Origin of the sequence: Pseudomonas sp. V88_4 (genome assembly GCF_029967985.1) — a bacterium.
GTDB classification, from domain to species: domain Bacteria; phylum Pseudomonadota; class Gammaproteobacteria; order Pseudomonadales; family Pseudomonadaceae; genus Aquipseudomonas; species Aquipseudomonas glycinae.
This window is the reverse complement of record NZ_JASCAF010000040.1, coordinates 342,929-366,598: the sequence shown is the minus strand read 5'-3', so window position 1 is coordinate 366,598 and position 23,670 is coordinate 342,929. Positions and strand designations below refer to the sequence as shown.

19 protein-coding genes are annotated in these 23,670 nt (G+C 58.1%); 8 read left to right on the top strand and 11 right to left on the bottom strand.

Annotated elements, in window-relative coordinates; genetic code table 11:
* Window positions 1-70: 70 nt before the first annotated feature.
* The 4 genes from QLG12_RS17010 to rpoE all read right to left on the bottom strand — a co-directional run bounded on the left by QLG12_RS17010 (window position 71) and on the right by rpoE (window position 3,897).
* Window positions 71-1,519: a DegQ family serine endoprotease gene (locus QLG12_RS17010; RefSeq protein ID WP_011332905.1), complete on the bottom strand. Its 1,449-nt coding sequence runs from the start codon at window positions 1,517-1,519 to the stop codon at window positions 71-73.
* A 206-nt stretch (window positions 1,520-1,725) separates the two neighbouring features.
* Entirely contained in the window at window positions 1,726-2,688 is a 963-nt protein-coding gene (locus tag QLG12_RS17005) for a MucB/RseB C-terminal domain-containing protein (protein WP_197868583.1), read from the bottom strand.
* 8 nt (window positions 2,689-2,696) lie between these two features.
* Window positions 2,697-3,284 carry an anti sigma-E factor RseA C-terminal domain-containing protein gene (locus QLG12_RS17000; protein ID WP_197868584.1) on the bottom strand — a complete coding sequence of 196 codons (588 nt, stop codon included), beginning with the start codon at window positions 3,282-3,284 and terminating at the stop codon, window positions 2,697-2,699.
* A gap of 31 nt (window positions 3,285-3,315) precedes the next feature.
* Complete coding sequence (rpoE, locus tag QLG12_RS16995) at window positions 3,316-3,897, bottom strand: RNA polymerase sigma factor RpoE (protein ID WP_003172477.1); 582 nt, start codon at window positions 3,895-3,897, stop codon at window positions 3,316-3,318.
* Between the two features lie 558 nt (window positions 3,898-4,455).
* Between rpoE and nadB the strand changes: the two genes are divergently transcribed.
* Entirely contained in the window at window positions 4,456-6,072 is a 1,617-nt protein-coding gene (gene nadB, locus QLG12_RS16990) for an L-aspartate oxidase (protein ID WP_282474947.1), read from the top strand.
* Here nadB and QLG12_RS16985 read toward each other — a convergent pair.
* Both QLG12_RS16985 and QLG12_RS16980 read right to left on the bottom strand, forming a co-directional pair.
* Window positions 6,041-6,493 carry a protein YgfX gene (locus QLG12_RS16985; protein WP_236195335.1) on the bottom strand — a complete coding sequence of 151 codons (453 nt, stop codon included), beginning with the start codon at window positions 6,491-6,493 and terminating at the stop codon, window positions 6,041-6,043. The genes nadB and QLG12_RS16985 overlap by 32 nt on opposite strands.
* Window positions 6,477-6,731 carry a succinate dehydrogenase assembly factor 2 gene (locus QLG12_RS16980; protein ID WP_007957989.1) on the bottom strand — a complete coding sequence of 85 codons (255 nt, stop codon included), beginning with the start codon at window positions 6,729-6,731 and terminating at the stop codon, window positions 6,477-6,479. The genes QLG12_RS16985 and QLG12_RS16980 overlap by 17 nt, the downstream gene beginning before the upstream one ends.
* Window positions 6,732-6,880: 149 nt before the next feature.
* On the opposite strand from QLG12_RS16980, the gene QLG12_RS16975 reads away from it, so the two are divergent.
* Both QLG12_RS16975 and QLG12_RS16970 read left to right on the top strand, forming a co-directional pair.
* Window positions 6,881-7,822, top strand: a complete 942-nt coding sequence (locus tag QLG12_RS16975) for a folate-binding protein YgfZ (protein WP_197868586.1) — start codon at window positions 6,881-6,883, stop codon at window positions 7,820-7,822.
* 35 nt (window positions 7,823-7,857) lie between these two features.
* A complete protein-coding gene (locus QLG12_RS16970) occupies window positions 7,858-8,679 on the top strand; it encodes an HDOD domain-containing protein (RefSeq protein ID WP_039772686.1) in 822 nt (273 codons plus the stop codon).
* Here QLG12_RS16970 and QLG12_RS16965 read toward each other — a convergent pair whose 3' ends face one another.
* Both QLG12_RS16965 and QLG12_RS16960 read right to left on the bottom strand, forming a co-directional pair.
* The gene (locus tag QLG12_RS16965) at window positions 8,680-10,065 is read right to left on the bottom strand and encodes a sensor histidine kinase (protein WP_064383088.1); all 1,386 of its coding nucleotides are present in this window, start codon (window positions 10,063-10,065) and stop codon (window positions 8,680-8,682) included. It abuts the gene before it with no gap.
* Window positions 10,058-10,729, bottom strand: coding sequence for a response regulator (locus QLG12_RS16960; protein ID WP_007957980.1), 672 nt, complete (start codon window positions 10,727-10,729; stop codon window positions 10,058-10,060). The genes QLG12_RS16965 and QLG12_RS16960 overlap by 8 nt, the downstream gene beginning before the upstream one ends.
* A 450-nt stretch (window positions 10,730-11,179) precedes the next feature.
* Here QLG12_RS16960 and QLG12_RS16955 point away from each other — a divergent pair, with 450 nt between their 5' ends.
* From QLG12_RS16955 to QLG12_RS16940, 4 genes are read left to right on the top strand one after another with little or no spacing between them, the layout of a single operon-like run.
* Window positions 11,180-12,157, top strand: coding sequence for a tripartite tricarboxylate transporter substrate binding protein (locus tag QLG12_RS16955; protein ID WP_011332896.1), 978 nt, complete (start codon window positions 11,180-11,182; stop codon window positions 12,155-12,157).
* Between the two features lie 56 nt (window positions 12,158-12,213).
* Window positions 12,214-12,672 carry a tripartite tricarboxylate transporter TctB family protein gene (locus QLG12_RS16950; protein ID WP_197868587.1) on the top strand — a complete coding sequence of 153 codons (459 nt, stop codon included), beginning with the start codon at window positions 12,214-12,216 and terminating at the stop codon, window positions 12,670-12,672.
* A gap of 1 nt (window position 12,673) precedes the next feature.
* On the top strand, window positions 12,674-14,188 hold the full coding sequence (locus QLG12_RS16945; RefSeq protein WP_197868588.1) for a tripartite tricarboxylate transporter permease: 1,515 nt from the start codon (window positions 12,674-12,676) through the stop codon (window positions 14,186-14,188).
* The gene (locus QLG12_RS16940; RefSeq protein ID WP_282474946.1) at window positions 14,181-15,212 is read left to right on the top strand and encodes an AbrB family transcriptional regulator; all 1,032 of its coding nucleotides are present in this window, start codon (window positions 14,181-14,183) and stop codon (window positions 15,210-15,212) included. Before QLG12_RS16945 ends, QLG12_RS16940 begins: the two co-directional genes overlap by 8 nt.
* 3 nt (window positions 15,213-15,215) lie before the next feature.
* On the opposite strand, the gene ung is transcribed toward QLG12_RS16940, so the two are convergent.
* Window positions 15,216-15,911 carry a uracil-DNA glycosylase gene (ung, locus tag QLG12_RS16935; RefSeq protein WP_064384152.1) on the bottom strand — a complete coding sequence of 232 codons (696 nt, stop codon included), beginning with the start codon at window positions 15,909-15,911 and terminating at the stop codon, window positions 15,216-15,218.
* A 132-nt stretch (window positions 15,912-16,043) separates the two neighbouring features.
* On the opposite strand from ung, the gene QLG12_RS16930 reads away from it, so the two are divergent.
* The gene (locus QLG12_RS16930) at window positions 16,044-17,156 is read left to right on the top strand and encodes an enoyl-CoA hydratase/isomerase family protein (protein ID WP_197868590.1); all 1,113 of its coding nucleotides are present in this window, start codon (window positions 16,044-16,046) and stop codon (window positions 17,154-17,156) included.
* A gap of 77 nt (window positions 17,157-17,233) precedes the next feature.
* Here QLG12_RS16930 and QLG12_RS16925 read toward each other — a convergent pair whose 3' ends face one another.
* Both QLG12_RS16925 and QLG12_RS16920 read right to left on the bottom strand, forming a co-directional pair.
* The gene (locus QLG12_RS16925) at window positions 17,234-22,792 is read right to left on the bottom strand and encodes a calcium-binding protein (protein ID WP_282474945.1); all 5,559 of its coding nucleotides are present in this window, start codon (window positions 22,790-22,792) and stop codon (window positions 17,234-17,236) included.
* 2 nt (window positions 22,793-22,794) lie between these two features.
* On the bottom strand, window positions 22,795-23,655 hold the full coding sequence (locus QLG12_RS16920; RefSeq protein WP_282474944.1) for a hypothetical protein: 861 nt from the start codon (window positions 23,653-23,655) through the stop codon (window positions 22,795-22,797).
* Window positions 23,656-23,670 lie beyond the last annotated feature (15 nt).

Here is a 23,670-nt window from a genome sequence, read left to right as displayed (position 1 = left end):
CCGAGACAAATTCCGGATACAAAAAAACCGCCTCTTTCGAGGCGGTTTTTTTACTTCCTGGACAGCTGGATCATTCAGCCAGTTTGAAGGTGATGAAGCTGGCACGGCCCTGACGCAGAACGCGCATCGACACCGAACGGTTTTTCGGTAGCGCCTTGGCGATCTCGGCGAACTCCTTGGAAGAACCGATGGCCTGATTGTTCAGGTGCGTGATGATGTCGCCCGGTTGCAGACCGATCAGGGCCGCAGGACCATCCTGCACTTCCTTGATCACCACACCACCTTTGAGGTCGTAGGTTTTCTTCTGCTCGGCGCTCAGCTCGGCAACCGAAACACCCAGACGATTGCTGTTGGTTTCAGCACCGGATTTAGGCAGGGCATCCAGCTCCTTGTCTTCGTCCGGAATGGCACCTACGGTCAGCTCGACATTCTTGCGCTTACCGTCACGTATCACTTCGAGATTGGCTTTGGCACCAGCCTTCAACGCACCCACCAGATGTGGCAGATCAGCAGACATGACGATCGGTTGACCGTTCATGCTCAGGATCACGTCACCCACTTGCAGGCCGCCCTTGGCAGCCGGGCCGTCATCCTGAATCTGTGCAACCAGCGCACCGGCCGGTTTGTCCAGACCGAACGACTCGGCCAGATCCTTGTTCACTTCCTGGATGACGACGCCCAACCAGCCACGGCTGACCTTGCCGCCGCTTTTCAGTTGATTGGAAACGTCCATGGCCACGTCGATCGGAATGGCGAACGACACGCCCATGAAGCCACCGGAACGGGTGTAGATCTGCGAGTTGATCCCGACCACTTCACCGTTCAGATTGAACAGCGGGCCGCCGGAGTTACCCGGGTTGATCGGCACGTCGGTCTGGATGAATGGCACGTAGTTTTCGTTCGGCAAGCTACGGCCGACGGCACTGACGATGCCCTGGGTCACGGTGTGGTCAAAGCCGAATGGCGAACCGATTGCCACCACCCACTGACCGGCTTTCAGATCCTGAGATTTGCCAAGCTTCAGCACTGGCAGATCCTTGCCTTCGATTTTCAGCAGCGCCACGTCGGAACGTGGGTCGGTGCCGATCAGCTTGGCTTTCATTTCACTGCGATCTGCCAGACGGACGAGGATTTCGTCGGCATCGGCGATCACATGGTTATTGGTCAGGATGTAGCCATCCGGCGAAATGATGAAGCCCGAACCCAACGACTGCGCTTCACGCTGGCGATCACCACGCGGAGAACGCTGTTGAGGCGGCATGCCACGCTCGAAAAACTCACGCAGCATCGGCGGCAAGCCTTCCAGGTCGGGCATTTGCTGGTTCACTTTGCGATCCGGCAGCTTTTGCGTGGTACTGATGTTCACCACCGCAGGCGACGCCTGTTCGACCAGTTGGGTGAAATCCGGCAGGTTGGCCGGGCTGGCCGCCTCAGCCGCATGGACTGCAGGAACAGCCTGACCGAGCACCAGCACCGTGGCGAAAATGGAGAGATAAGACTTCAAGCTTGGTATCGACATACAGCTCCCGTTACGACGAGCAGGGTTAAGCGATATGGAGCAAGGAACACCGGAAACCACAGGCCGGCATTTTTGTTCCGGGAACAACAAACAAGGCCAGAGCCGAGAGGCTCTGACCTATAAAAAATTTTCGGGTGTTTTGCAAATGAAAATGCTCAGCAAACATTTCACGTCTCGACGACGAAGTGGAGATAGCTGGAATCAGCTCACTGCTTGCTGGTTGCAGCGCCATCATTGCGCATCGACAGGGCAATCCGTTCGGCGGTCCCGATTGGAATCTCGCCGACTACCGTCACCATCATTTCGCCTTGAGGCGTTGTCAGGCGGCGGGATACAGCAACGGTCGGGCCCAGCTGAGTCCGGGTATCGGTAACGGTTGCACCGTTCAACGGCTCGAGAAACACCGAAAATCGGGCCAGACCGTCGTCATACATCAGACTGTTGACCTGTGTCTTGGTTTCCGGATCCTTGTGCGAGGAACTGCTGGTCAGTTCGAAGCCAGGAGGCAACCAGTCAGAGCGCCAGACCTGCGCGGTCTTGACCGCAGAAGCCTTGTCGCTGTCGAGATTGACCGGCTTGCAATCGGAGTTGGCTTGCAGGTCCCTATCGGTGGGAACTTCAGAGGTATCCAGCCGCGTAAACTGAAATCTCTCGAGTAACTGCCCCTTGTCGTTCAACAGCAGCGACTTGAGCGGCAGACCCGTTTCCTTATCCAAATGCAGTTCGAAGCCGTAACGGTGCTGATCACGTGGCGTCAGCGATACAATCACTGCTTCACGCCCGGCCACACGTGACTTGCCAATGACGGCAAGCTCATACCAGTTCTTCAGCTTTTTAGGATCAAGCGGACGGGCGGCAGAGTTGGGTGAATCCCCCAGACCCGCAATCAAGGTGCCGCTGACGCATTGAGTATGCCCATCAATGCGCAGGACTTCCTGAGCCGAACCGTCGAGCTGAAGCAAACGCTCGCGGACCTGACCATTCTGGACGCGATGCCAGATGTTGTGGGTAGAAAAACTACCGTTACGCTCGTAAACGAATGTGCCGTGAAAGCTTTGCTGCTGCTCAGCCTGGCCCAGGCGGGTCAACCAGTCCTGAGCCTCGTCGGCGTGGGCTGGAACAATGAACCAGCCGCTAAGCAGAAGCGAAAGTAGAGGTATGGCGCGCATGATCCCCCTTAACGGTTTTCCAGACTTGCTGCACGTGCATAAGGCAGCGCGCTCTCGGTGCCTTTCAAGGCAGCCTGTTGAGCGTGTTGGCGCAGGTAACCCGGCAGACGCTGATCATGCCAGCCTGGCTGACCTTGCAGTACGCCATTGGCCATCGGGCCAGTAGCTTCGGAGCTCTCGTTGTAACCTGCCAATACCGCCGGGCCTTTGACCTGAGGAGTCGCAAGGACAGGCTGATTGGATTGCTGGGCGAGTTCAACGCCAGCGATTTCATCCTGGTTATACAGACGAACACCCGCCAGAACGGCAACGGTCACCGAAGCGGCTACGGCCAGACGACCTAGGCTGCGCCATGGGCCGCGAGACACTTTCGCAGGGGCAGCTTCATCTTCCAGCGCAGCAGAAACAGCCGCAGCGAGATCCAGACGCGGAAGCAACAGATCCTTGTGCATGGCTGCCCGAGCGATCTGGTAACGAGCCCAGGTTTCACGGGTTTCAACATCGTCCAGTGCGTTAAGCACTCGACGCAATTCCAGTTCGTCCGCTTCGTTATCCATCACTGCGGACAGCGATTCCTGCAGGGCTTCACGACTCATGGCGTTCCTCTCTTGGCTGTCGCCGCTGTCTTTAGTTCTCCTGCAGCAACGGCTGCAGGGCTTTATCGATGGCCTCCCGGGCGCGGAAAATCCGGGAGCGCACGGTACCAACCGGACATTGCATGACGCTCGCGATGTCCTCGTAACTCAGACCATCAAATTCGCGCAAAGTTAATGCCGTACGCAAATCCTCTGGCAGTTGCTGAATGGTTCGATGGACGGTGCCTTCGATCTCATCCCGCAGCAATGCTCGTTCAGGAGACTCGAGATCCTTCAGGCCGTGATCGCCGTCGTAGAACTCTGCATCTTCGGAACTTACATCACTATCCGGCGGCCGGCGGCCGCGTGAAACCAGATAGTTTTTCGCCGTGTTAATGGCGATGCGGTACAGCCACGTATAAAACGCACTGTCGCCGCGGAAGTTTCCAAGCGCTCGATAAGCCTTGATGAAGGCTTCTTGTGCGACGTCCTGGGCTTCATGGGTGTCGTGCACAAAACGCACGATCAACCCGAGAATTTTGTGCTGATACTTCAGCACCAGCAGATCGAAAGCTCGCTTGTCGCCACGCTGAACGCGTTCGACCAGCTGCTGATCCTCTTCCTGGGTTAGCATGAACACTCCTCGATAAACTCGGAGGAGTCTTTCATGGCCAAACGACCGGACTTGCAAACATAGACTCGGGCTTTTCGCAAAAGTTCTCCCCCTCCAAGCAAGTTTCCTGCGGGCTCTGATTTGGCACGCACGAAAAACGCAGCGCGGGATAAACCGGCTGCGCGAATAATCTTGTCATCGGCTCACCGGCAAGAACCCAACCGCAGGTTCCGCATTGAAGCCGACACTGTCCCTTGTTTCGGGCAACTGTCTATTGATCTTGGGCCTCTGGCAAAAGTTCCAAATATTTATAGACGTGCCGCATCGACATTGTGCAACCGGGGCCGGAAAAAGCGTGTTTCATCTGCGATACAGTCGCTTTTTTCCAAAGTCGCTGAAAAAAACTTCCGACAAAGCGTCAGAATTTTTCCGTCGCAGTAGTCTCACAATGCCATATCCGCCCGGCTATTGTGCCGCCCCACCCCTCTATATACTAGTGGGCTGTGTGGCTGTCTCGACTCGCCCATCCGCCTGTCCTGCGCCAACCCCGACCCGGGTCGCTTTGAGCGGAATCCTGAAATGAGCCAACAGTTTCAACACGATGTCCTGGTGATTGGCAGCGGTGCTGCCGGTTTGAGTCTTGCGCTGACCCTGCCCGGTCACTTGCGTATCGCCGTCCTGAGCAAAGGCGATCTTGCCAACGGCTCGACCTATTGGGCACAGGGTGGCGTCGCGGCCGTGCTGGACGACACCGACACCGTCGAATCCCATGTCGATGACACCCTCAATGCTGGCGGCGGCCTGTGCCATGAAGACGCGGTGCGTTTCACCGTGGAGCACAGCAAAGAGGCGATCCAGTGGCTGATCGACCAGGGCGTGCCGTTCACTCGCGACGAACAGTCCGGCACCGAAGACGGCGGCTTCGAATTCCACCTGACCCGAGAAGGCGGTCACAGCCATCGACGGATCATCCACGCAGCCGATGCCACTGGCGCTGCAATATTCACGACCCTGCTGGCCCAAGCCAAAAAACGCCCGAACATCGAATTGCTCGAACAGCGGGTAGCGGTCGATCTGATCACCGAGCGTAGGCTGGGGCTGGAAGGCGAACGTTGCCTCGGCGCCTACGTACTCAACCGCAAAACCGGGGAAGTCGATACCTTCGGCGCACGCTTCGTGATCCTGGCGTCCGGCGGCGCCGCGAAAGTCTATCTATATACAAGCAACCCCGACGGCGCCTGTGGTGACGGCATCGCCATGGCCTGGCGCTCGGGCTGCCGAGTGGCGAACCTCGAGTTCAACCAGTTCCACCCCACCTGCCTCTACCACCCGCAAGCCAAGAGTTTCCTGGTAACCGAAGCCCTGCGCGGCGAAGGCGCCCATTTGAAGCTGCCGAACGGCGAACGCTTCATGCAACGCTTCGACTCACGTGCAGAACTGGCACCTAGAGACATCGTCGCCCGTGCGATCGACCATGAAATGAAGCGCCTGGGTATCGATTGCGTCTACCTCGACATCAGCCACAAACCCGAAGCCTTCATCAAATCGCACTTCCCGACCGTCTACGAGCGCTGCCTCGGATTCGGCATCGACATCACCAAGCAACCGATTCCGGTCGTACCGGCTGCGCATTACACCTGCGGAGGCGTGATGGTCGATCAACAGGGCCGCACCGACGTGCCCGGTCTGTACGCCATCGGCGAAACCAGCTTCACCGGTCTGCACGGCGCCAACCGCATGGCCAGTAACTCGCTGCTCGAATGCTTCGTCTACGCCCGTTCGGCGGCAGCAGACATTCTTGAGCAACTGCCCGACGTCGCCATCCCGCGTGCCCTGCCCGCCTGGGACGCCAGCCAGGTGACCGACTCCGATGAAGACGTGATCATCGCCCACAACTGGGACGAATTACGGCGATTCATGTGGGACTACGTGGGTATCGTGCGCACCAACAAGCGCCTGCAACGGGCACAGCATCGGGTGCGTTTGCTGCTGGATGAAATCGACGAGTTCTACAGCAACTATAAAGTCAGTCGCGACCTGATAGAGTTGCGCAACCTGGCGCAAGTAGCGGAACTGATGATCCGCTCGGCCATGGAGCGCAAGGAAAGCCGGGGCCTGCATTACACACTCGACTACCCACACCTGCTGCCCGAAGCACTTGACACTATTCTGGTGCCGCCCACCTACGTCGGCTGAACTTGAGGCGTACCCGCAGGCGTCGGTGCAGATCCGCCGCCTGCGCATCCTGCGGCACACAGATCGACCTGACCCGCCGCTCACCGCGCAAGCGAAAGCGCAGCACCACAATCAATGGCAGCGCCAGGCTGTCCGGTCGCAATTGCACCGCCTGCCAGCCATCGGCCTTGTTCCACAACTGCCAGCCATCGGCGTCCCGGCGCAATCGGCAAAATGCCTTGGGATGACTCAGCAGGATCTGGCGCGGCAACACCCAGGCAGCATGACCGAGACACGCGAATGCCCCGAGCAGAGAAGCCCAGAATGGAATCGACAATATAAGCAGAGAACCCAGCGCGAATGCCTGGGCCAGCAGATACGCCGCCAGCAACTGCCGTGAGGCATGCCAGCGGCATTCGAACGTGTTACTTGGGCTGGACACGATCCAGAATCATGCGAACCATGCGTTGCAGCTCGGGATCTTCCGATTCGCTGCGCTCCATGAACCAGCCGAACATGTCCTGATCCTCGCACTCGAGCAGGCGGACATACAGCGCGCGATCCACCTCGTTCAGATTGGCGTAGACCTCTTTCACGAACGGCACCAGCAACACGTCGAGTTCCAGCATGCCGCGACGGCTGTGCCAAAAGAGGCGATTCAGTTCAACTTGTTCGACCATGGAGCCCTCCTCAAATAGGCCGCAAGTATACAGGCCCGAAGCGGGCCGAACAGTCGGCTTTGGTCGGGCGCCATCGATCCTTTATGAACTACCCATTTCAACACCACCCCCTTATGATGTGCCCCAGTCTATTTACCCTGCGATGACCCATGGCCGATTCTGCTTTTTTCTGCACCCTGTCTCATGAAGGCGTTCTCGCGGTTCGCGGCGCGGATGCCGGCAAATTCCTGCAAGGCCAGCTGACCTGCAACATCAATTACCTGAGTGAAACCCAGGCCAGCCTTGGTGCGCGTTGCACACAGAAAGGCCGGATGCAGTCGAGTTTCCGCATCGTGCTCGAAGGCGACGGCGTGCTGCTGGCGATGGCCGGCGCGCTGCTGGAACCGCAACTGGCGGATCTGAAGAAGTACGCGGTGTTCTCCAAATCGAAACTGACCGACGAAAGCGCCTCCTGGGTGCGCTTCGGTCTGGATCATGGCGATGCGGCCCTGAGCAGCCTGGGTCTGGAACTGCCGGCAGAAACAGACAGCGTGGCCCGCCACGAAGGGCTGATCGCGATTCGCGTCTCCCCGAACCGTGCAGAACTCTGGGTGCCCGCCGATCAGGCCGACACCGTCAAGGGCAAGCTGTCCGCGCAATTGACCGAAGCCGAACTCAATCAATGGCTGCTGGGCCAGATCCGCGCCGGGATCGGTCAGGTCATGCCGAGCACCCGCGAGCTGTTCATCCCGCAGATGCTCAATCTGCAGGCCGTCGGCGGTGTGAGCTTCAAGAAAGGCTGCTACACCGGCCAGGAAATCGTCGCGCGCATGCAGTACCTGGGCAAACTCAAGCGCCGCCTGTACCGCGCGCAACTTGACGCGGCTGAGTTACCGGAGCCCGGCACCGCGCTGTTCGCCCCGAGCCACGGGAGTTCCATCGGCGAAGTGGTGCTGGCCGCGCGTACCGAAAAGAATATTGAACTGCTGGCGGTGTTGCAGGCCGAAGCTGCCGAAGCGGGCGACTTGCATCTGGGCTCGGCCGAAGGTCCGGCGCTGCACTTGCTCGACCTGCCATACGAACTGGATCGCGACCGCGAAATCCAGCGTTGATCGCAGCATTTGTTGCAACACCCTAGAGAAACGACATGAGTGAGCTGGCGGATAAGGTCCAACAGGATTTGGTTGAGGCCATCGATAACGATGACCTGGTTCTGCCAACGTTACCGGAAGTGGCCCTGCAGATTCGCAAGGCCGCTGAAGATCCGGATATCAGCGTCAGCGACCTGAGCAAAGTGATCGGCCGCGACACGGCGCTGTCGGCGCGCCTGATCAAAGTGGTGAACAGCCCGCTGCTGCGCGCCACCCAGGAAGTCACCGACCTGCACACCGCCATCACCCGGCTCGGCGTCAATTACAGCAGCAACCTGGCGATCGGTCTGGTGATGGAGCAGATCTTTCACGCCCGTTCCGACGTGGTCGAACAGAAGATGCGCGAAGTCTGGCGCAAAAGCCTGGAAATCGCCGGAGTCAGCTACGCCCTGTGCCGTCGGTATACCCAGCTCAAGCCCGATCAGGCCGCGCTCGGCGGACTGGTTCATCAGATCGGCGTGCTGCCGATCCTGACCTATGCCGAAGATCACTACGAATTGCTGTCCGATCCGGTCAGCCTCAACCATGTGATCGATCACATTCACCCGTTGCTCGGCGACAAATTGCTGCGGGTCTGGGAGTTTCCGGAGCGTCTGGTGGAATTGCCGGGGCTGTATCAGGACCTCAAGCGCGAATCGCAGCAGATCGATTACGTCGACATCGTGCAAGTGGCCAGCCTGTATTGCCACAAGGACACCGATCACCCGCTGGCCCGCATCGATCCGTTCAGCGTGCCGGCATTCCGCAAGCTCGGCATCGACCCGGAGAACAAGGCGCTGTGCGCCGATCTGGAAGAATCGCGGTCGATGTTCTACTGATCAACTGGCGATAAAGCTCACCCGCACCTTCAAACCCGCCTGCTCACCATCGTGCAGGCTGATCTGCGCCAGATGCGCGCGGCAGATTTCCCCGACAATCGCCAACCCCAGCCCGGAACCGGCCACCTGCTGGTTACGCCGGTAAAAACGTTCGAACACCCGATCCCGCTCTTCCAGCGGAATGCCCGGCCCATCGTCTTCAACCTCCAGCACCGCCGGCGCCGTGACCCGCAGAATCACGTTGCCACCCGGCGGCGTGTGCGCCAGCGCGTTGTCCACCAGATTGCTCAGCAACTCGTTGAGCAATGTCGGCTCGCCGCGCAGCCACACCGGCTCGTCCGCTTCCAGCGCCAACGCCACGCCACGAGCGTGAGCCAGTGGCGCCATGGCCATGCCCAGTTCGCGGGCCAACTGACTCAGATCGAGCAACTGCGCCCCGCCCTCGGCGATCGCCCGGGCGCCATTTTCCACCCGCGCCAGCGACAACAACTGATTGGCCAGATGGGTCAGGCGATCCGTGCTTTGTGCCGAGGATTCCAGTGTGTCGCGCCAGGTCTGCGGCTCGTTCGAGCGCAAGCCCAGTTCAAGACGCGCCTTGAGCGCTGCCAGTGGGGTGCGCAGTTCATGGGCCGCATCGGCGATAAATTGCGCCTGTCGCTCGAACTGGCCACGCAGGCGTTCGGTGAAATGGTTGAGCGCACGCACCAGCGGCGACAACTCATGCTGGACTTCCACCAGCGGCAACGGACGCAAGTCGTCAGGTTGGCGCTCTTCCACTGCCGTGCGCAGACGTTCGATCGGCCGTAGCGCAGCACTCACCGCAAACCACACCAGCAACAACGCGCCAATCGCCAGCATGCCCAATCGCAGCAAGGTATCGGCGGCCAGACTGCGAGCCATGCTGACACGCGCCTCGTCAGTTTCGGCGACGCGGATTTCCGCCATGCCGTTCATGTTCGGCTCACTGACTGCCTTGAGCAGACTCACCACTCGTACGTTCTGCCCCTGATATTTCGCGTCGTAAAAGCGCGCGAGGGCGGGATAGCTGTCGGTTCTCGGCGTGCCTGGCGGCGGGCCCGGCAGATTTTCATAGCCGGAAATCAACTTCTGGTTGATGTCGTTGACCTGGTAATAGATACGACCTGCGCTGTCGTAAGCAAACGTATCGAGCGCCACATACGGCACGTCGGCACTGAGACTGCCATCGCGCTGCGACAGACCGGCGGCGATGGTCCGCGCCGAGGCCAGCAGCGTGCGGTCATAGGCGGTGTCGGCGGCCTCGCGACCGTTCCAGTACGCGCTCAATCCGCTGGCGAGCATCAACACCACCAGCAGCAACGCGAGGTTCCACAGCAACCGCCAGCGCAGGCTGCTGGGCTTATGCATCGCGGCTTTCCAGCAAATAGCCCAGACCGCGGAAGGTCACGATGGCCACCGAATGGCCGTCGAGCTTCTTGCGCAGGCGATGCACGTAGATTTCGATGGCGTCGGGGCTGGCCTCTTCGTCGAGACCGAACACCTGCGCAGCCAGTTGTTCCTTGCTCATCACCCGCCCCGGACGGGCAATCAGCGCTTCGAGCACTGCCTGTTCGCGGGAGGTCAGCGTCAGCAATTCATCGCCGAGGGTGAAGCGCCGGGTGTCGAGGTCATAGGCCAGCACACCACAACGCTGCTGGCGTTCGCCGCCGAGCACGCTGCGGCGCAGCAACGCCTTGACCCGCGCTTCGAGCTCAGTAAGTTCGAACGGCTTGGCCAGGTAATCGTCGGCGCCGAGATTGAGCCCGTGGACCCGATCCTTGACGTCGCTGCGGGCCGTCAACATCAGCACCGGCAGGTTCTTGCCCCGGGCCCGCAGACGCGCCAGCACTTCAAATCCGTCCATGCGCGGCAGGCCGACATCGAGAATCGCCACCGCGTATTCCTCGCTGCCCAAGGCCAGGTCGGCAGCCACGCCGTCGTGCAAAACGTCCACGGTCAGACCGGTGCTCTTGAGCGCCTGAGCGACGCTTTCAGCCAGCGGCAAATGGTCTTCGACGAGCAGGACACGCATGGATCTCTACCTCATTCAGGGATGGTCGGCGCCATTCTTTGCGGCGGAGTTTACAGCCGCAACCGCCACTGTGAAGCCCGAAAACACGCGAAAGAATACTGAAAGGTTAGCGAAAGGTTGGGCCGTTAGAGTCGTTTCACCGAAGGTCCCGACTGCCGACCTTCGCCATTTTGCTTGTCCTTGCACCGTAGCTTCAAAACGTAGCTCTCGAAAAACGCCTCGATGCGTTTTCGCCAATAAGAACAATAACGAGGTACTGCACCATGCTGTCGACACAGCTTCAGGTTGACCCGTTTCATTCTTCCTCTCGAATTTCCCCGTTTTCGCTTGTCAGCGCCATCCTCGGCTGCGCGGCGTTCAACCCGTCCGGGTCTGAGCCTGATAGCCTGCGCGCGCGAAACTGCCGCACCTGAAATATCCCCAAAAACAACAACTCCAGTGGAGACACTCATGAACCGATCCCTGCGCCGTTTCGCCCTCGCCGCCGGTTGCGTGCTGTTCGCCGGCCAACTGATGGCCGAACCGAAACGTCCGGAATGCATTGCCCCCGCCTCCCCCGGCGGCGGTTTCGACCTGACCTGCAAACTGGCGCAAAGCGCGCTGGTCAACGAAAAACTGCTGACCAAACCGATGCGCGTGACCTACATGCCCGGCGGTGTCGGCGCGGTGGCGTACAACGCCGTCGTGGCGCAGCGCCCCGCCGATGCCGGCACGCTGGTGGCGTGGTCCAGCGGCTCGCTGCTCAACCTGGCTCAGGGCAAGTTCGGTCGGTTCGATGAAACCAACGTACGCTGGCTGGCGGCGGTCGGCACCAGCTACGGCGCCATCGCGGTGAAAAGCGATTCGCCCTACAAAACCCTCGATGATCTCGTGCAGGCGCTGAAGAAAGATCCGAGCTCCGTGGTCATCGGCTCCGGCGGTACCGTCGGCAGCCAGGACTGGATGCAGACTGCGCTGATCGCCAAAGCCGCCGGGATCAACCCGCGCGACCTGCGCTACGTCGCCCTCGAAGGGGGCGGCGAGATCGCCACCGCCCTGCTCGGCGGCCACATTCAGGTCGGCAGTACCGACATCTCCGACTCCATGCCGCATATCCAGAGTGGTGACATGCGCCTGCTGGCCGTGTTTGCCGAAAAACGCCTGGATGAGCCGGAAATGAAGGACATTCCTACCGCGCGTGAACAAGGCTACGACATCGTCTGGCCGGTGGTGCGCGGCTTCTACCTCGGGCCAAAAGTCAGCGATGAAGACTACGCCTGGTGGAAAGACTCCTTCGACAAACTGCTGGCCTCGGAAGACTTCGCCAAGCTGCGCGATCAGCGTGAACTCTTCCCGTTCGCCATGACCGGTCCCGAGCTGGACACCTACGTCAAGAAACAGGTGGCGGACTACAAGGTGCTGGCCAAAGAGTTCGGCCTGATTCAGTGATCGTCTCGGTCTAGCGTCCATGGCCCTTTCAGCGGGGCCATGGCAGGAGTTCCCTCATGCTTATTCAACGCATTTTTGCCTCGGTGCTGTTGCTGGCCTGTGCCGGCCTGGCGCTGATGGCGTGGCCGTATCAGGCGGCTTTTTCCTACGAACCGGTCGGTCCTCGGGCCTTCCCTCTGTTGATGCTGGGTCTGATGAGCCTGGCGCTGCTGTACATGGTGTTTCGCCCGGCGCCGATCAAACACAGCGATGACGAGCCGCCGCTGGATCGCGAAACCCTGACCAAGATCGCGATCTGCATCGCCCTGCTGCTGGTGTTTGCCGGCCTGTTCGAGCCGCTGGGCTTCATTCTCAGCAGCATTCTGATCGGCATTCCGATGGCGCGCCTGTATGGCGGGCGCTGGTTACCGAGCGTCATCGTCACAACGCTGATGGCGATCGGTCTGTACGTGCTGTTCGACCGCGTGATGGACGTACCGCTGCCCCTCGGCCTGCTCGACGTTCTGGAGAACTGATATGGATACTCTCGGTTATTTGGGTCAGGGCTTCGGCGTCGCGCTGAGTCCGTACAACCTGGTCACCGCCCTGACCGGCACGCTGATCGGCACCGTGGTCGGCTTGTTGCCGGGCCTGGGCCCGATCAATGGTGTGGCGCTGCTGATCCCGATCGCGTTCGCCCTCGGACTGCCGCCGGAATCGGCCCTGATCCTGCTGGCGGCGGTCTATCTGGGCTGCGAATACGGCGGCCGGATCAGCTCGATCCTGCTGAACATTCCGGGCGAAGCCTCCACCGTGATGACCACCCTCGACGGTTACCCGATGGCCCGCAAAGGCCTGGCCGGCGTGGCGTTGTCGTTGTCGGCATGGAGTTCGTTCATCGGCGCCTTCATCGCCACCTGCGGGATGGTGCTGTTCGCCCCGCTGCTGGCGAAATGGGCGATTGCCTTCGGACCCGCGGAATATTTCGTACTGATGGTGTTCGCGATTGTCTGTCTCGGCGGCATGGCCGGTGACCGGCCGGTGAAAACCTTTATCGCGGCGTTGATCGGTCTGTTCCTGTCCAGCGTCGGCATCGACGCCAACAGCGGCGTGTACCGTTTCACAGGCGACAACATTCACCTGACTGACGGCATTCAGTTCGTGGTGCTGGTACTGGGTCTGTTCTCGGTCAGCGAAATCCTTCTGCTGCTGGAGAAAACCCACCGCGGCCAGGAAGCGGTGAAAGCCACCGGGCGGATGATGTTCAACTTCAAGGAAGCGGCGTCGGTGTTCGTGGTGAACATCCGTTGCGGCCTGCTCGGTTTCATCATGGGCGTGTTGCCGGGTGCCGGTGCGACCCTCGCCAGTGCCGTGGCCTACATGACCGAGAAACGCATCGCCGGTGCCAGCGGCAAGTTTGGCCAGGGCGACGCCCGCGGTCTCGCTGCGCCGGAAACCGCCATCGGTGCCTCCGCTTGCGGCGCGCTGGTGCCGATGCTGACCCTCGGTGTTCCGGGTTCGGGTACCACAGCGGTGATGATCGGCGCCCTGTCGCTGTACAACATCACCCCCGGCCCGCTGCTGTTCCAGCAACAGCCGGACATCGTCTGGGGCCTTATCGCTTCGCTGTTCATCGCCAACATCATGCTGGTGATCCTGAACATCCCGATGATCCGCATCTTCACCCGCATCCTCGCCGTGCCGAACTGGGCACTGGTGCCGGTAATCGCGATCATCACCGGGATCGGCGTGTACGCCGTGCACGCGACCACATTCGACCTGTTCCTGATGGTCGGCATCGGCATCTTCGGCTACATCCTGCGCAAACTGGACTTCCCACTGTCGCCAGTGTTGCTGGGGTTCATCCTCGGCGGCCTGATGGAGCAGAACCTGCGCCGGGCGCTGTCGATTTCCAACGGTGCGCTGGAGATTCTCTGGTCGAGCCCGATCACCTTCGGCGTCTGGGTGCTGACCGCGATCATGTTGCTGATGCCGCTGCTGCGCATCTGGCGCAAACGCTCGGCCGCGCAACGCGCCATTGCCGATGTCTGATCGGCTCTCCCTCAAAACCTGGTGGGGAACCCCGCTGGTCGGTCTGCTTGGCGGTTTCATCGCCAGCCAGATCGGCTGGCCGCTACCGTGGATGGTCGGCTCGTTGCTGGCGATCATCCTGGTGCGCTGCCTGACTCCGTGGCAATTGACCGAAATCCCTGGCGGCCGCAAGTGCGGCCAGTGGATCGTCGGCATCGGTATCGGCCTGCACTTCACCCCACTGGTGATGGAGCAGGTCCTCAGCCACTTCGGCCTGATCTTCTTCGGCGCGATGGTCACCAGCCTGTCGGCGGTGGTCGGCGTGTGGCTGATGCGCCGTACCGGCGAGGATCGCGCCACAGCGTTTTTCTCCAGCATGCCCGGCGGCTCCGGCGAGATGGTCAACCTCGGCGCCCGCAACGGCGCACTGCTCAGCCATGTCGCGGCGGGGCAGAGTCTGCGGGTGTTGGTGGTGGTGTTGTGTGTACCGGCGGCGTTCAAATATCTGCTGGGTGACGGCACCCCGATTTCACACGCCGGCAGCGTCGATTGGCGCTGGCTGGCGATTCTTTTTCCGGCGGGCGGCTTGCTCGCCTGGCTCTGGCAACGTTTGCGTCAACCCAACCCTTGGCTGTTCGGCCCGCTGCTGGTCAGCGCAGCGGTGAGCATCGGTTGGGATCTGCACATCGGTTTGCCCAATGGCGGCAGCCAGATTGGTCAGTGGTTGATCGGCAGCGGTCTAGGCTGTCACTTCAACCGTCAGTTCTTCCGCCGCGCACCATCGTTCATGGGACGCACATTGATCGGCACGGCACTGACCATGTTGATCGCGACACTGGCGGCGTTGGGATTGAGTGCGCTGACCCAGCTCGACCTGCGCTCGCTGACGTTGGGCATGATGCCCGGCGGGATCGCAGAGATGAGCCTGACGGCAGAGACCCTGCAACTGTCGGTGCCGCTGGTGACGGCAATGCAGGTGATGCGGTTGTTGTTCGTACTGTTTCTGGCGGAACCGCTGTTCAAATACTGGAACCGCCAGCCCTGAGCATCAGACCACCGACGGCAGGCGCCACTCGATCGGCGCTTCGCCGTTCTGCTCCAGGAATTTGTTGGTGCGGCTGAAATGCCCGCAACCAAGGAAACCGCGATAAGCCGACAGCGGCGACGGATGCACCGAGGTCAGCACCAGATGCTTGGTGGCATCGATCAGCTTCTGCTTGCTCTGCGCATGGGCGCCCCACAGCATGAACACCAGATGCGGTTGTTTCTGGCTGACCACCTCAATGATCCGGTCTGTGAAGAACTGCCAGCCCTTGTCCTTGTGCGCGTTGGCGTTGGCACGCTCGACGGTCATGGTGGTGTTGAGCATCAGCACACCCTGATCGGCCCAGCTCTGCAGATACCCGTGGTTGGGGATGTCGATGTTCAGGTCGCGCTTCAGCTCTTTATAGATGTTGACCAGCGACGGTGGCGCCGGCACGCCCGGTTGCACCGAGAAGCACAAGCCGTGGGCCTGGCCCGGGCCGTGGTACGGGTCCTGGCCGAGAATGACCACTTTCACCTTGTCCAGCGGCGTCGAGTTCAGCGCGTTGAAGATCATCGGACCCGGCGGATAGATTTCCTTGCCGGCCGCCCGCTCCTGCTGCAGAAAAGTGCGCAACTCTGCCATGTAGGGCTGGTCGAATTCGGCACGCAGTGCCTCCTTCCAGCTCGGTTCGAGTTTGATACGGTCGTCAGCAGTCATGGTCATACCCGGCAAAAACAATGGGGCGAACCCTAGGAAAGCCGACCACGCTTGTCAATTGATCTGACGCAGATCCGGCACTTTCCCACACAGCGATCATACTGATCGTTCAAATTCCTGATCGAGGTCACGATGAATCTGCACTTCGAAGAACTTACCGGCACCGACGGCGCACGCATCGGCGTGGCCACGCTGGATGCCGAAAAGTCGCTCAATGCGCTGTCCCTGCCGATGATCCACGCCCTGAGCGACAAACTGAACGCCTGGGCCAAGGATCCGCAAATCGTCTGCGTGCTGCTGCGCGGCAATGGCGCCAAGGCCTTCTGCGCCGGCGGCGAAGTGCGCAGCCTGGTGGAAGCCTGCCGAGCGCATCCCGGCGAGGTGCCGCCGCTGGCCGCCCAGTTTTTCAACGCGGAATACCACCTGGACTACAGCCTCCACACCTATCCGAAACCGTTGATCTGTTGGGGTCATGGTTATGTACTCGGCGGCGGCATGGGCCTGCTGCAAGGTGGGAGCATCCGGATCGTCACGCCGAGCAGTCGTCTGGCGATGCCGGAAATCAGCATCGGCCTGTATCCGGATGTCGGCGCCAGTTGGTTTCTGTCGCGCCTGCCCGGCAAACTCGGCTTATTCCTTGGCTTGACCGGCGCGCACATGAATGGCCGCGATGCGATCGATCTGGATCTGGCCGACCGTTTCCTGCTCGACGAACAGCAGCAGGAACTGATCGACGGTTTGTTGCAGTTGAACTGGCAGGAACAGACCGCCATGCAGCTCAACAGCCTGCTCAAGGCGCTGCAGCAGGAAGCCGTGGCGCAGATGCCGGAGGCGCAATGGCTGCCGCGTCGGCAGCAGATCGATGAATGGCTGGATGTCAGCGACGTGGTCTGCGCCTGGAAAGCCATCAGCCTGCATCGCGACAGCAGCGATCTGTTGATTGCCCGTGCGGCGAAAACCATGAGTGAAGGTTCGCCGCTTACCGCGCATCTGGTCTGGGAACAGCTCATCCGCGCGCGCCACATGTCGCTGGCCGAAGTCTTTCAGATGGAATACACCCTGAGCCTCAATTGCTGCCGACATCCGGAGTTCAGCGAAGGAGTCCGGGCGCGGCTTATCGACAAGGATCACAAACCGCACTGGCACTGGCCGGACATCGCCCGGGTGCCGGACGCGGTGGTCGAGGCGCACTTTCACAAGGTCTGGGAGGGGCGGCATCCGTTGGCGGATCTGTCGCAATACTAAAACCGATCATTGCCCGCGATGGCAGTCTCTTGAGCTCTGTCGCGGGAAGTTTGAGCCCGTTGCGAAACTATCTGCGATCAAACATTCAACGCGTAAAACGCGATTATTTCCTTCAATGCCCGCAACGCCTCTTCATCATTTCTCGGCAAGATATCCTCTACGTCCCGTAAGGGAGGTAGAGGGTGCAAAAGCTCAGCGAGCTGGTTCGCCGTGTAATTCTTAACTGCTCCCTCTTTTCCTTGAACGCTGATGAAGCTGATAGCGGCACCGCCTCCTGAAAAGTGTTGGGAGACACGAATCTTTGGAGACATGCCATAACTCACTACGATGACGAGATCATCCCGTTCACGGTGAAACTTGAGTTGATCAATCGACAGTCCGACCTCCGAAAAGTCTATACCGTCAGTTCCGCCACCGGCATTGACTACCAGATCTCGTCCGAGACCATCATATTTATACACATCATTGCCCCCGCCACCGGACAAGGTGTCATTGCCCGGCCCACCGTAAAGCACGTCATCGCCTGAGCCACCGCCGAGCAGATCATCCCCTTGCATCCCTCTTATTTCACCAGCGCCTCTGAGGGTGTCATTACCGCGACCGCCCACGAGCGGTAGAAAACGGTTCTCTCGAAAGGACTTAACCTGAGCAGCGTCCTGAACGGTGATGCCGTGATGATAAGTATCGGGGGCAATGCCTAATCGGCTGACGAGATCTTTAAAACTGATGCTCGATCCGTCAGAAAACCTCACCCGTTCAATTCCGGAACCACCGATGTCATTCGGATTGGGCAAAACGATTCGTACTTTTTGAGTTCCGCCCCATTCGATATCGAGTGTCGTGTACAACATCTGGGCCCGAGGCGGTTGACGATGAGCGTTACGTGGTGGGGCGGGTGAAAGTTCGATATTTACCGTCTCAACCAATACAGCGCCCCAGGTTAGCTTCAACTTATCTGGTTTCGCCTCTTCCGGAAGAACGACTGTATCAATATCAAGCCCCCCAAACTCTTCATGCCACCCAGAGGCTCCAACCTCAGGACGCAAAAAAAAGAGGTTAAGCACGTCGGCAATAATGGTGGTTGCGCCATCATGCGCTTCAACTATGTAAGTGTCGGGACCGTTTTCGCCGTAAAGCCAATCTTCTCCCGATCCACTGATCAAATAATCGGCCCCCGCGGAACCGAGCAGTGTGTCGTTGCCTGCGCCAGCTGATAAAAATGCGCCTGGGATCCTGTGGTTCACCCCGCCGTACTCAAGCACTGAACCAGCATAGCTAACCACCAGGTCATCTCCTGCACCGCCATGAAAGAGATTTCCCACTTCGAGATTTACCCTGCCGCCAGCGTCATTACCATGAACAACTTTATGCTTGATCGTTTGGGTAGTAGAGCTCCAGCGAAACGCTTTACGAACAGTTTCATGATTTTCAAAACTGCCAGCGGGGTACACGTACCACCCCTTAATGGCGCCCGAGTGGTCTATATCTTCGACTACAGCATCACCCAAGTTGAACGAGAACCCCGAATAACTGGAGCCGGAGGGGTAATATTTGGGCTTCTGTTTCGGTAATTGCGCAGCTTCAGCTTTTACATACTTGAACGTGGTTTTCGTTGCAGAGATTGACTGCCTTTCACTCACCACGGCGTCTGCGGCAATCGCCCCCATCCACTCAGGTGTATTGGAAAAGACTCCGGCTTCAACGTCCTCATGGATCAGGTCGGCGCTGATGGCATAGCCACTTTCGTCGGTAGCAATATGATTTCTTACCCAAACACCCTGATCGTTCAGTGCAAATCCTGATGCCTGCCTGTCCGCTGAGCGCTTTGCTTTCAGTTCCGAAAGAAAAAGACTATCCCAGTCGATGTGACGACTGGTTTCACTACCTTCCCTCTCAGTAGAGGCGGCTAAGTCATCGGGCAGTGTCTGGACGACTGCCACGATCTCACTCTCCATGTCCTGAATTTTTCCGGCATCGGGCACCCTAGCAATTGTCGCGGACGGATCCGTTACATCTACCGGTTGCACCGTTAATTTGATTACATCCTGGAAACTCAGGATCACACCATCGCTGAACCGGAACGTAGAACTTGCCCAATTTTCATGGTGACGAATCAGAAGAATGTCACCAGTACCATTCGACAGCCGCAACGCTGTGCCCGCATCAAGACTGACGATCTCGGCCTGCAAGTTCTCAGCAGAAAATCCACCGCCAAAACTCACGACATTGTTGCCACCTGTATCGGCAACAACATCCAGTCCATCGCCCACTCCGAAGTAGAAAACATCGTTACCCTGCATCCCTTCCAGATAATCGTTGCCGGCACCACCTTCAAATTCGTTATCGCCAGGGCCGCCAAGTAAATAATCGACTCCCTCCCCGCCAACCAGCGTGTCGTTTCCGCCACCGCCCAGCAAAGTGTCGTTGCCTGAACCGCCATCAAGATAATCAGCGCCATGTTCTGCTTCGGATGCTTGCTCGTAATCCCCCATCAAAAAATCATCATCGGCACCGCCCAAAAGCGTATCGGCGCCCAAACCTCCCCAAAGCGTATCGTTTCCTGAATTACCTTGAATGTGGTCATCGTTGGTTCCGCCCGCTTTCAAGTTGGGCTCATCGCCATCCAGAGCGTCGGCGCCTGATCCGCCTATCAGTGTGTCGGAGCCGCCCAAGCCACGGAGTGTGTCGTCACCCGTATTGCCATCAAGATAGTCATCACCGTGATAACGAATCGGGTGTTCATGGTAATCACCGACCAATTCGTCATTCCCACCGCCACCGAAAAGCGAATCACCGGCACCGCCGCCCCAAAGGGTGTCATGTCCCTCACCGCCATCCAGAAAATCACTTCCGAAAAAGTCTACGGCATCGCCCGAAACGCCTCGCAGCACCTCGTCATCACCTTTCAGCACATCATTGCCGCTGCCGCCGTACAACACGTCGCTACCACCGTTTCCGGCAAGGGAGTCATCGCCACTGCCACCCGCCAACAAATCGTCGCCATGATGGCAACTGTCGAGACCGCCACCCCAATCCAGGTTGTCTCCCAGCAATGTGTCATTGCCACTCCCGCCAGCCAGCGTGTCATTACCCTCTTCGCCGCACAGCGTGTCGTCGTCACTTCCGCCATCGAGCAGGTCATCTCCCCAGCCACCGATAATAAAATCTCGGCCACCCTGCCCATAGAGGATGTCGTCACTACCCTCGGTGGGACTATTTAATGAAAATTTGTCAAAGACGCTACGCATGCTGATGACGCCATCACTGAGTGGAACGTCGATGCGCTTGATTGTCCAATTGTGCTCATGTGCTCCGGTTGTTTGATCACCGGACAAATTGTCATCACCTGCTCCTCCAATCAGCGTGTCTCGACCGTTGCCGCCGAGCAGCACGTCTCGCGAGGCAGTGCCGACAAGCAGGTCATCACCCTGCCCACCATCCAGCCAGTCGCCACGGCTGGCCTTTCCTTTTGTTGCATCGGCAAAGGCTTTTTCAAGAGACGACTGCTTGTCGCCGAATAAACGATCGTTGCCTTCTTTGCCGAACAATCGATCAGACCCGCCAAGACCAACGATGAGGTCATCTTTCGGTGATCCGTAGAGCAGGTCGGCTTTGTTCCTCTGTTTAACATTGGGCAAAAGCAAGGCGTTGCCCAACTCATCATAGGAAGGCTGATCCCCACGAACATCCGGGTCGGAATCTTTGACTTTCCAGTCGCCTTGAAGGACCAGATCGGGAGCGGGGAACGCCTGGTCCTGGTAATCAGGAAGATCAATGCCGAGCATCCCCGGCTTAAAGTTCTTTATGACGATGAGATCACTCAGTCCGTATTTAATGTTCAGCGTGGTTTCAGCCAGATCTTCAATGAGCGTCAAGCTGATGGCTCGATCCTCCGTAAGCCAGATATTGCTGAGCGGAGCACTGCGTTCGAGAGGCGGGATAGCAACTCCATTTATCAGCAACGCGCCATCAACGTCCGCCTCGATAATCTCGTCTATTCCATCTCCGCTGGAGAACTCATACCGATCGTTACCCGCCCCTCCAATCAGAGAGTCGTTGCCCTTTCCACCCACCAAAACATCATCACCAACCATCCCGTGCAACGCGTCATTCCCATCGCCTCCACTCAAAAAGTCGTTACCGCGAGCCCCCTGGATAAAATCATTACCGGAAAGTCCGCTGATTGAATCGTTGCCGCCACCGCCGTAAAGATGATCGGTATTCGTTCCGCCACCAAATGATCGTCCGCCATCATCACCAAACATGACCAGAGGGTTTGAGACACCTGTGGTCATCGGGGCCTGTTTGCCCGAAGCCAAATCCGAATAGGAAAAGGTCTGGACAGTATTTCGACCGAACGATCCATTGGTTCGGGAAATCAGCCGGGCCAGCATTTCAGAGCGATCGGCAAGCCACTGCTCAGTGATGAAGCCCTCCCCCGTTTCGGGATCGTAAAGCTCCAGTTCGCGTCCGGAAAAACCGTCGGCTCGCTCAATCACGATTTCGCTTAGTTGCTTGAGGGAATTGCGTAACGCGGCGCCGATGGGCGTTGCCTGGGCGGCCAACCTGGCCCAGTCGCTGGCGCTGCCATACTCGCCAATGGTTCTGGTAACGATGCTTTGAGATTGAGACGGAGAAAATGCGGAGAAAAATGTGTAAGCGTTGGAGGCGAAGGTTTCATCGGTGGTAGGCGTGGCGGCCAAATTTCCGTCGTATGTCCGCCTGAGCATGTCAAAGAAGTCATTCAGGTTATATCGCAATATCAGGCTGACAATAGGTGAAATGGGCGTACCTTTCACCACGTGCTGAATAAGCGGATTGATGCTGCCACTGGCAAGAGCGATATTTATCTGTTCAGGCAGGACTGAGAACAGGCTTTCGACCATATTCAACCCAAAGTTTTTGATCACTGCCTGCAAGGCTATACCGTATGAATCCACGGCAAACAGAATATTCTTTAGGTCATCTAGCCTGTTGAACCTGGCAAGACCATGATTCCCTTTTATATGGGAATCCGGGTCACCGGCGGAGATCAATCGCCAGGTTTCATAGGGTCTTTCTCCACCCAGCAGGCTAAAGCCGATTGTTCCAGACCATCCCGCATTACGACTGGTAGCCGTATCAATGTCACCAACATCTCCACGAAATAATACTTCACCAATCGCGCTCGCATCGATTTCTGCAATTTGGCTTATGGAGGGCACAGTCCATGGAGCCAAATCATGTTCAACGGAGCCTTTTATCAGCGTATTCATGAGATTGACAGCCACCTTATTAGATGACTCTTGCATCTTCGAATCGCTGATTTTTTTATTTAACCTCAACTCCCCCTCTCGCATGGTGTAGGCTCGGATCAACGCAGAGTAAGCGCCCACCCCGCCATTTGCATCAATTGCCACATCGAGCCAGAGTTTGGCATCTTTAAAAATGCCCATTACGTTATCATCGAACGCAGAACCGTCTAAAAACTTCTCACCCAAAATATTCGACAATGTGCGATAAAGTAAAGCGCAGTTTCGCCCCTCCACTGCCATCGCAAAATACTCTTCCTCCTCGACATTGAATTTCATTCCCTCACAAACATTTGCAGCCTGCAAAATTTTCGACTTTTCCAAATCACTGAATATATAACTCATATTTACTTCCCTGTAATAATTGAATGTGAAAGATAGTCACTAACAGCTTTAAGCGCTTCTGGAGCACCCCGCAAACCCTCGGTACCCAAATGTATACGAGCATCCCCACCTGCAAAGTCGAAATGGTGCAACTCGACCGTACAATACGCACGCAAACTCCCAAACTCCAAATTCTCCAACTGCTCCTTATTCATTTTCAAAAGATATGCTTTACTCAAACCACTGGCCGAAGCTTTAGAATCGGGCGAATTTAGACCATTACAATTTATCTTCCGTGGTGTTCCATCACGTCGGCGCCAGTCTTGCATAACAAAAAGTCGAACAGAGAATTCATTTTTGATACTGGGTGGAGGCGCGGTAAGCCAAAGTTCCAGGCCTGGATAATTTTTCAGCTTAACAATCAGTTCATCCGGCCAATTCACATGCCGCCCGCCCATGTTGTGCGGTGCCGTGGTATCCCTCCTTGTGAAAAGCCTGGCGGTAACGTGGAAATGCGTCCAGCTGCTGGGTGGTTCTACCCCAAGAGTTTCATACACAGGAACCAGTTCTTTTCCCGTCCACCAGAATGACCCATCAAGAAGATCGGCAATACAGGAACCGTCGCTCCTTAATGTCGATCCAAAATGGAACCCGGGAATCCTTGTCCGGTCCAGCAGACTGCCGCCAAGGATAGGGACCTGCTCCATGCCCGCCAGTTTCCTGCTGCACTCCCCCTGTTTTTTCTGATAAATCGCCCGCCTTTCTGCAGCCTCTTCCCACCGGATATAGAAATCAACCATCCAATAACAGATCGCTAGCAACAGTCCATATTTAATCGCCCGTCTGCACTGACGAAAAACTTCCCTGCGAGACATCTTCAGCATTTCAAATCTCCATTT

Coding starts and splice junctions, on each gene's coding strand:
- QLG12_RS16975 (WP_197868586.1), top strand. CDS start 6,881: ATGGCCGATTCTGCTTTTTTCTGCACCCTGTCTCATGAAGGCGTTCTC.
- QLG12_RS17010 (WP_011332905.1), bottom strand. CDS start 1,519: ATGTCGATACCAAGCTTGAAGTCTTATCTCTCCATTTTCGCCACGGTG.
- rpoE (WP_003172477.1), bottom strand. CDS start 3,897: ATGCTAACCCAGGAAGAGGATCAGCAGCTGGTCGAACGCGTTCAGCGT.
- QLG12_RS16965 (WP_064383088.1), bottom strand. CDS start 10,065: ATGCATAAGCCCAGCAGCCTGCGCTGGCGGTTGCTGTGGAACCTCGCG.
- QLG12_RS17000 (WP_197868584.1), bottom strand. CDS start 3,284: ATGAGTCGTGAAGCCCTGCAGGAATCGCTGTCCGCAGTGATGGATAAC.
- QLG12_RS16955 (WP_011332896.1), top strand. CDS start 11,180: ATGAACCGATCCCTGCGCCGTTTCGCCCTCGCCGCCGGTTGCGTGCTG.
- ung (WP_064384152.1), bottom strand. CDS start 15,911: ATGACTGCTGACGACCGTATCAAACTCGAACCGAGCTGGAAGGAGGCA.
- QLG12_RS16940 (WP_282474946.1), top strand. CDS start 14,181: ATGTCTGATCGGCTCTCCCTCAAAACCTGGTGGGGAACCCCGCTGGTC.
- QLG12_RS16950 (WP_197868587.1), top strand. CDS start 12,214: ATGCTTATTCAACGCATTTTTGCCTCGGTGCTGTTGCTGGCCTGTGCC.
- QLG12_RS16930 (WP_197868590.1), top strand. CDS start 16,044: ATGAATCTGCACTTCGAAGAACTTACCGGCACCGACGGCGCACGCATC.
- QLG12_RS16980 (WP_007957989.1), bottom strand. CDS start 6,731: ATGGTCGAACAAGTTGAACTGAATCGCCTCTTTTGGCACAGCCGTCGC.
- QLG12_RS17005 (WP_197868583.1), bottom strand. CDS start 2,688: ATGCGCGCCATACCTCTACTTTCGCTTCTGCTTAGCGGCTGGTTCATT.
- QLG12_RS16925 (WP_282474945.1), bottom strand. CDS start 22,792: ATGAGTTATATATTCAGTGATTTGGAAAAGTCGAAAATTTTGCAGGCT.
- QLG12_RS16920 (WP_282474944.1), bottom strand. CDS start 23,655: ATGCTGAAGATGTCTCGCAGGGAAGTTTTTCGTCAGTGCAGACGGGCG.
- QLG12_RS16970 (WP_039772686.1), top strand. CDS start 7,858: ATGAGTGAGCTGGCGGATAAGGTCCAACAGGATTTGGTTGAGGCCATC.
- QLG12_RS16960 (WP_007957980.1), bottom strand. CDS start 10,729: ATGCGTGTCCTGCTCGTCGAAGACCATTTGCCGCTGGCTGAAAGCGTC.
- nadB (WP_282474947.1), top strand. CDS start 4,456: ATGAGCCAACAGTTTCAACACGATGTCCTGGTGATTGGCAGCGGTGCT.
- QLG12_RS16945 (WP_197868588.1), top strand. CDS start 12,674: ATGGATACTCTCGGTTATTTGGGTCAGGGCTTCGGCGTCGCGCTGAGT.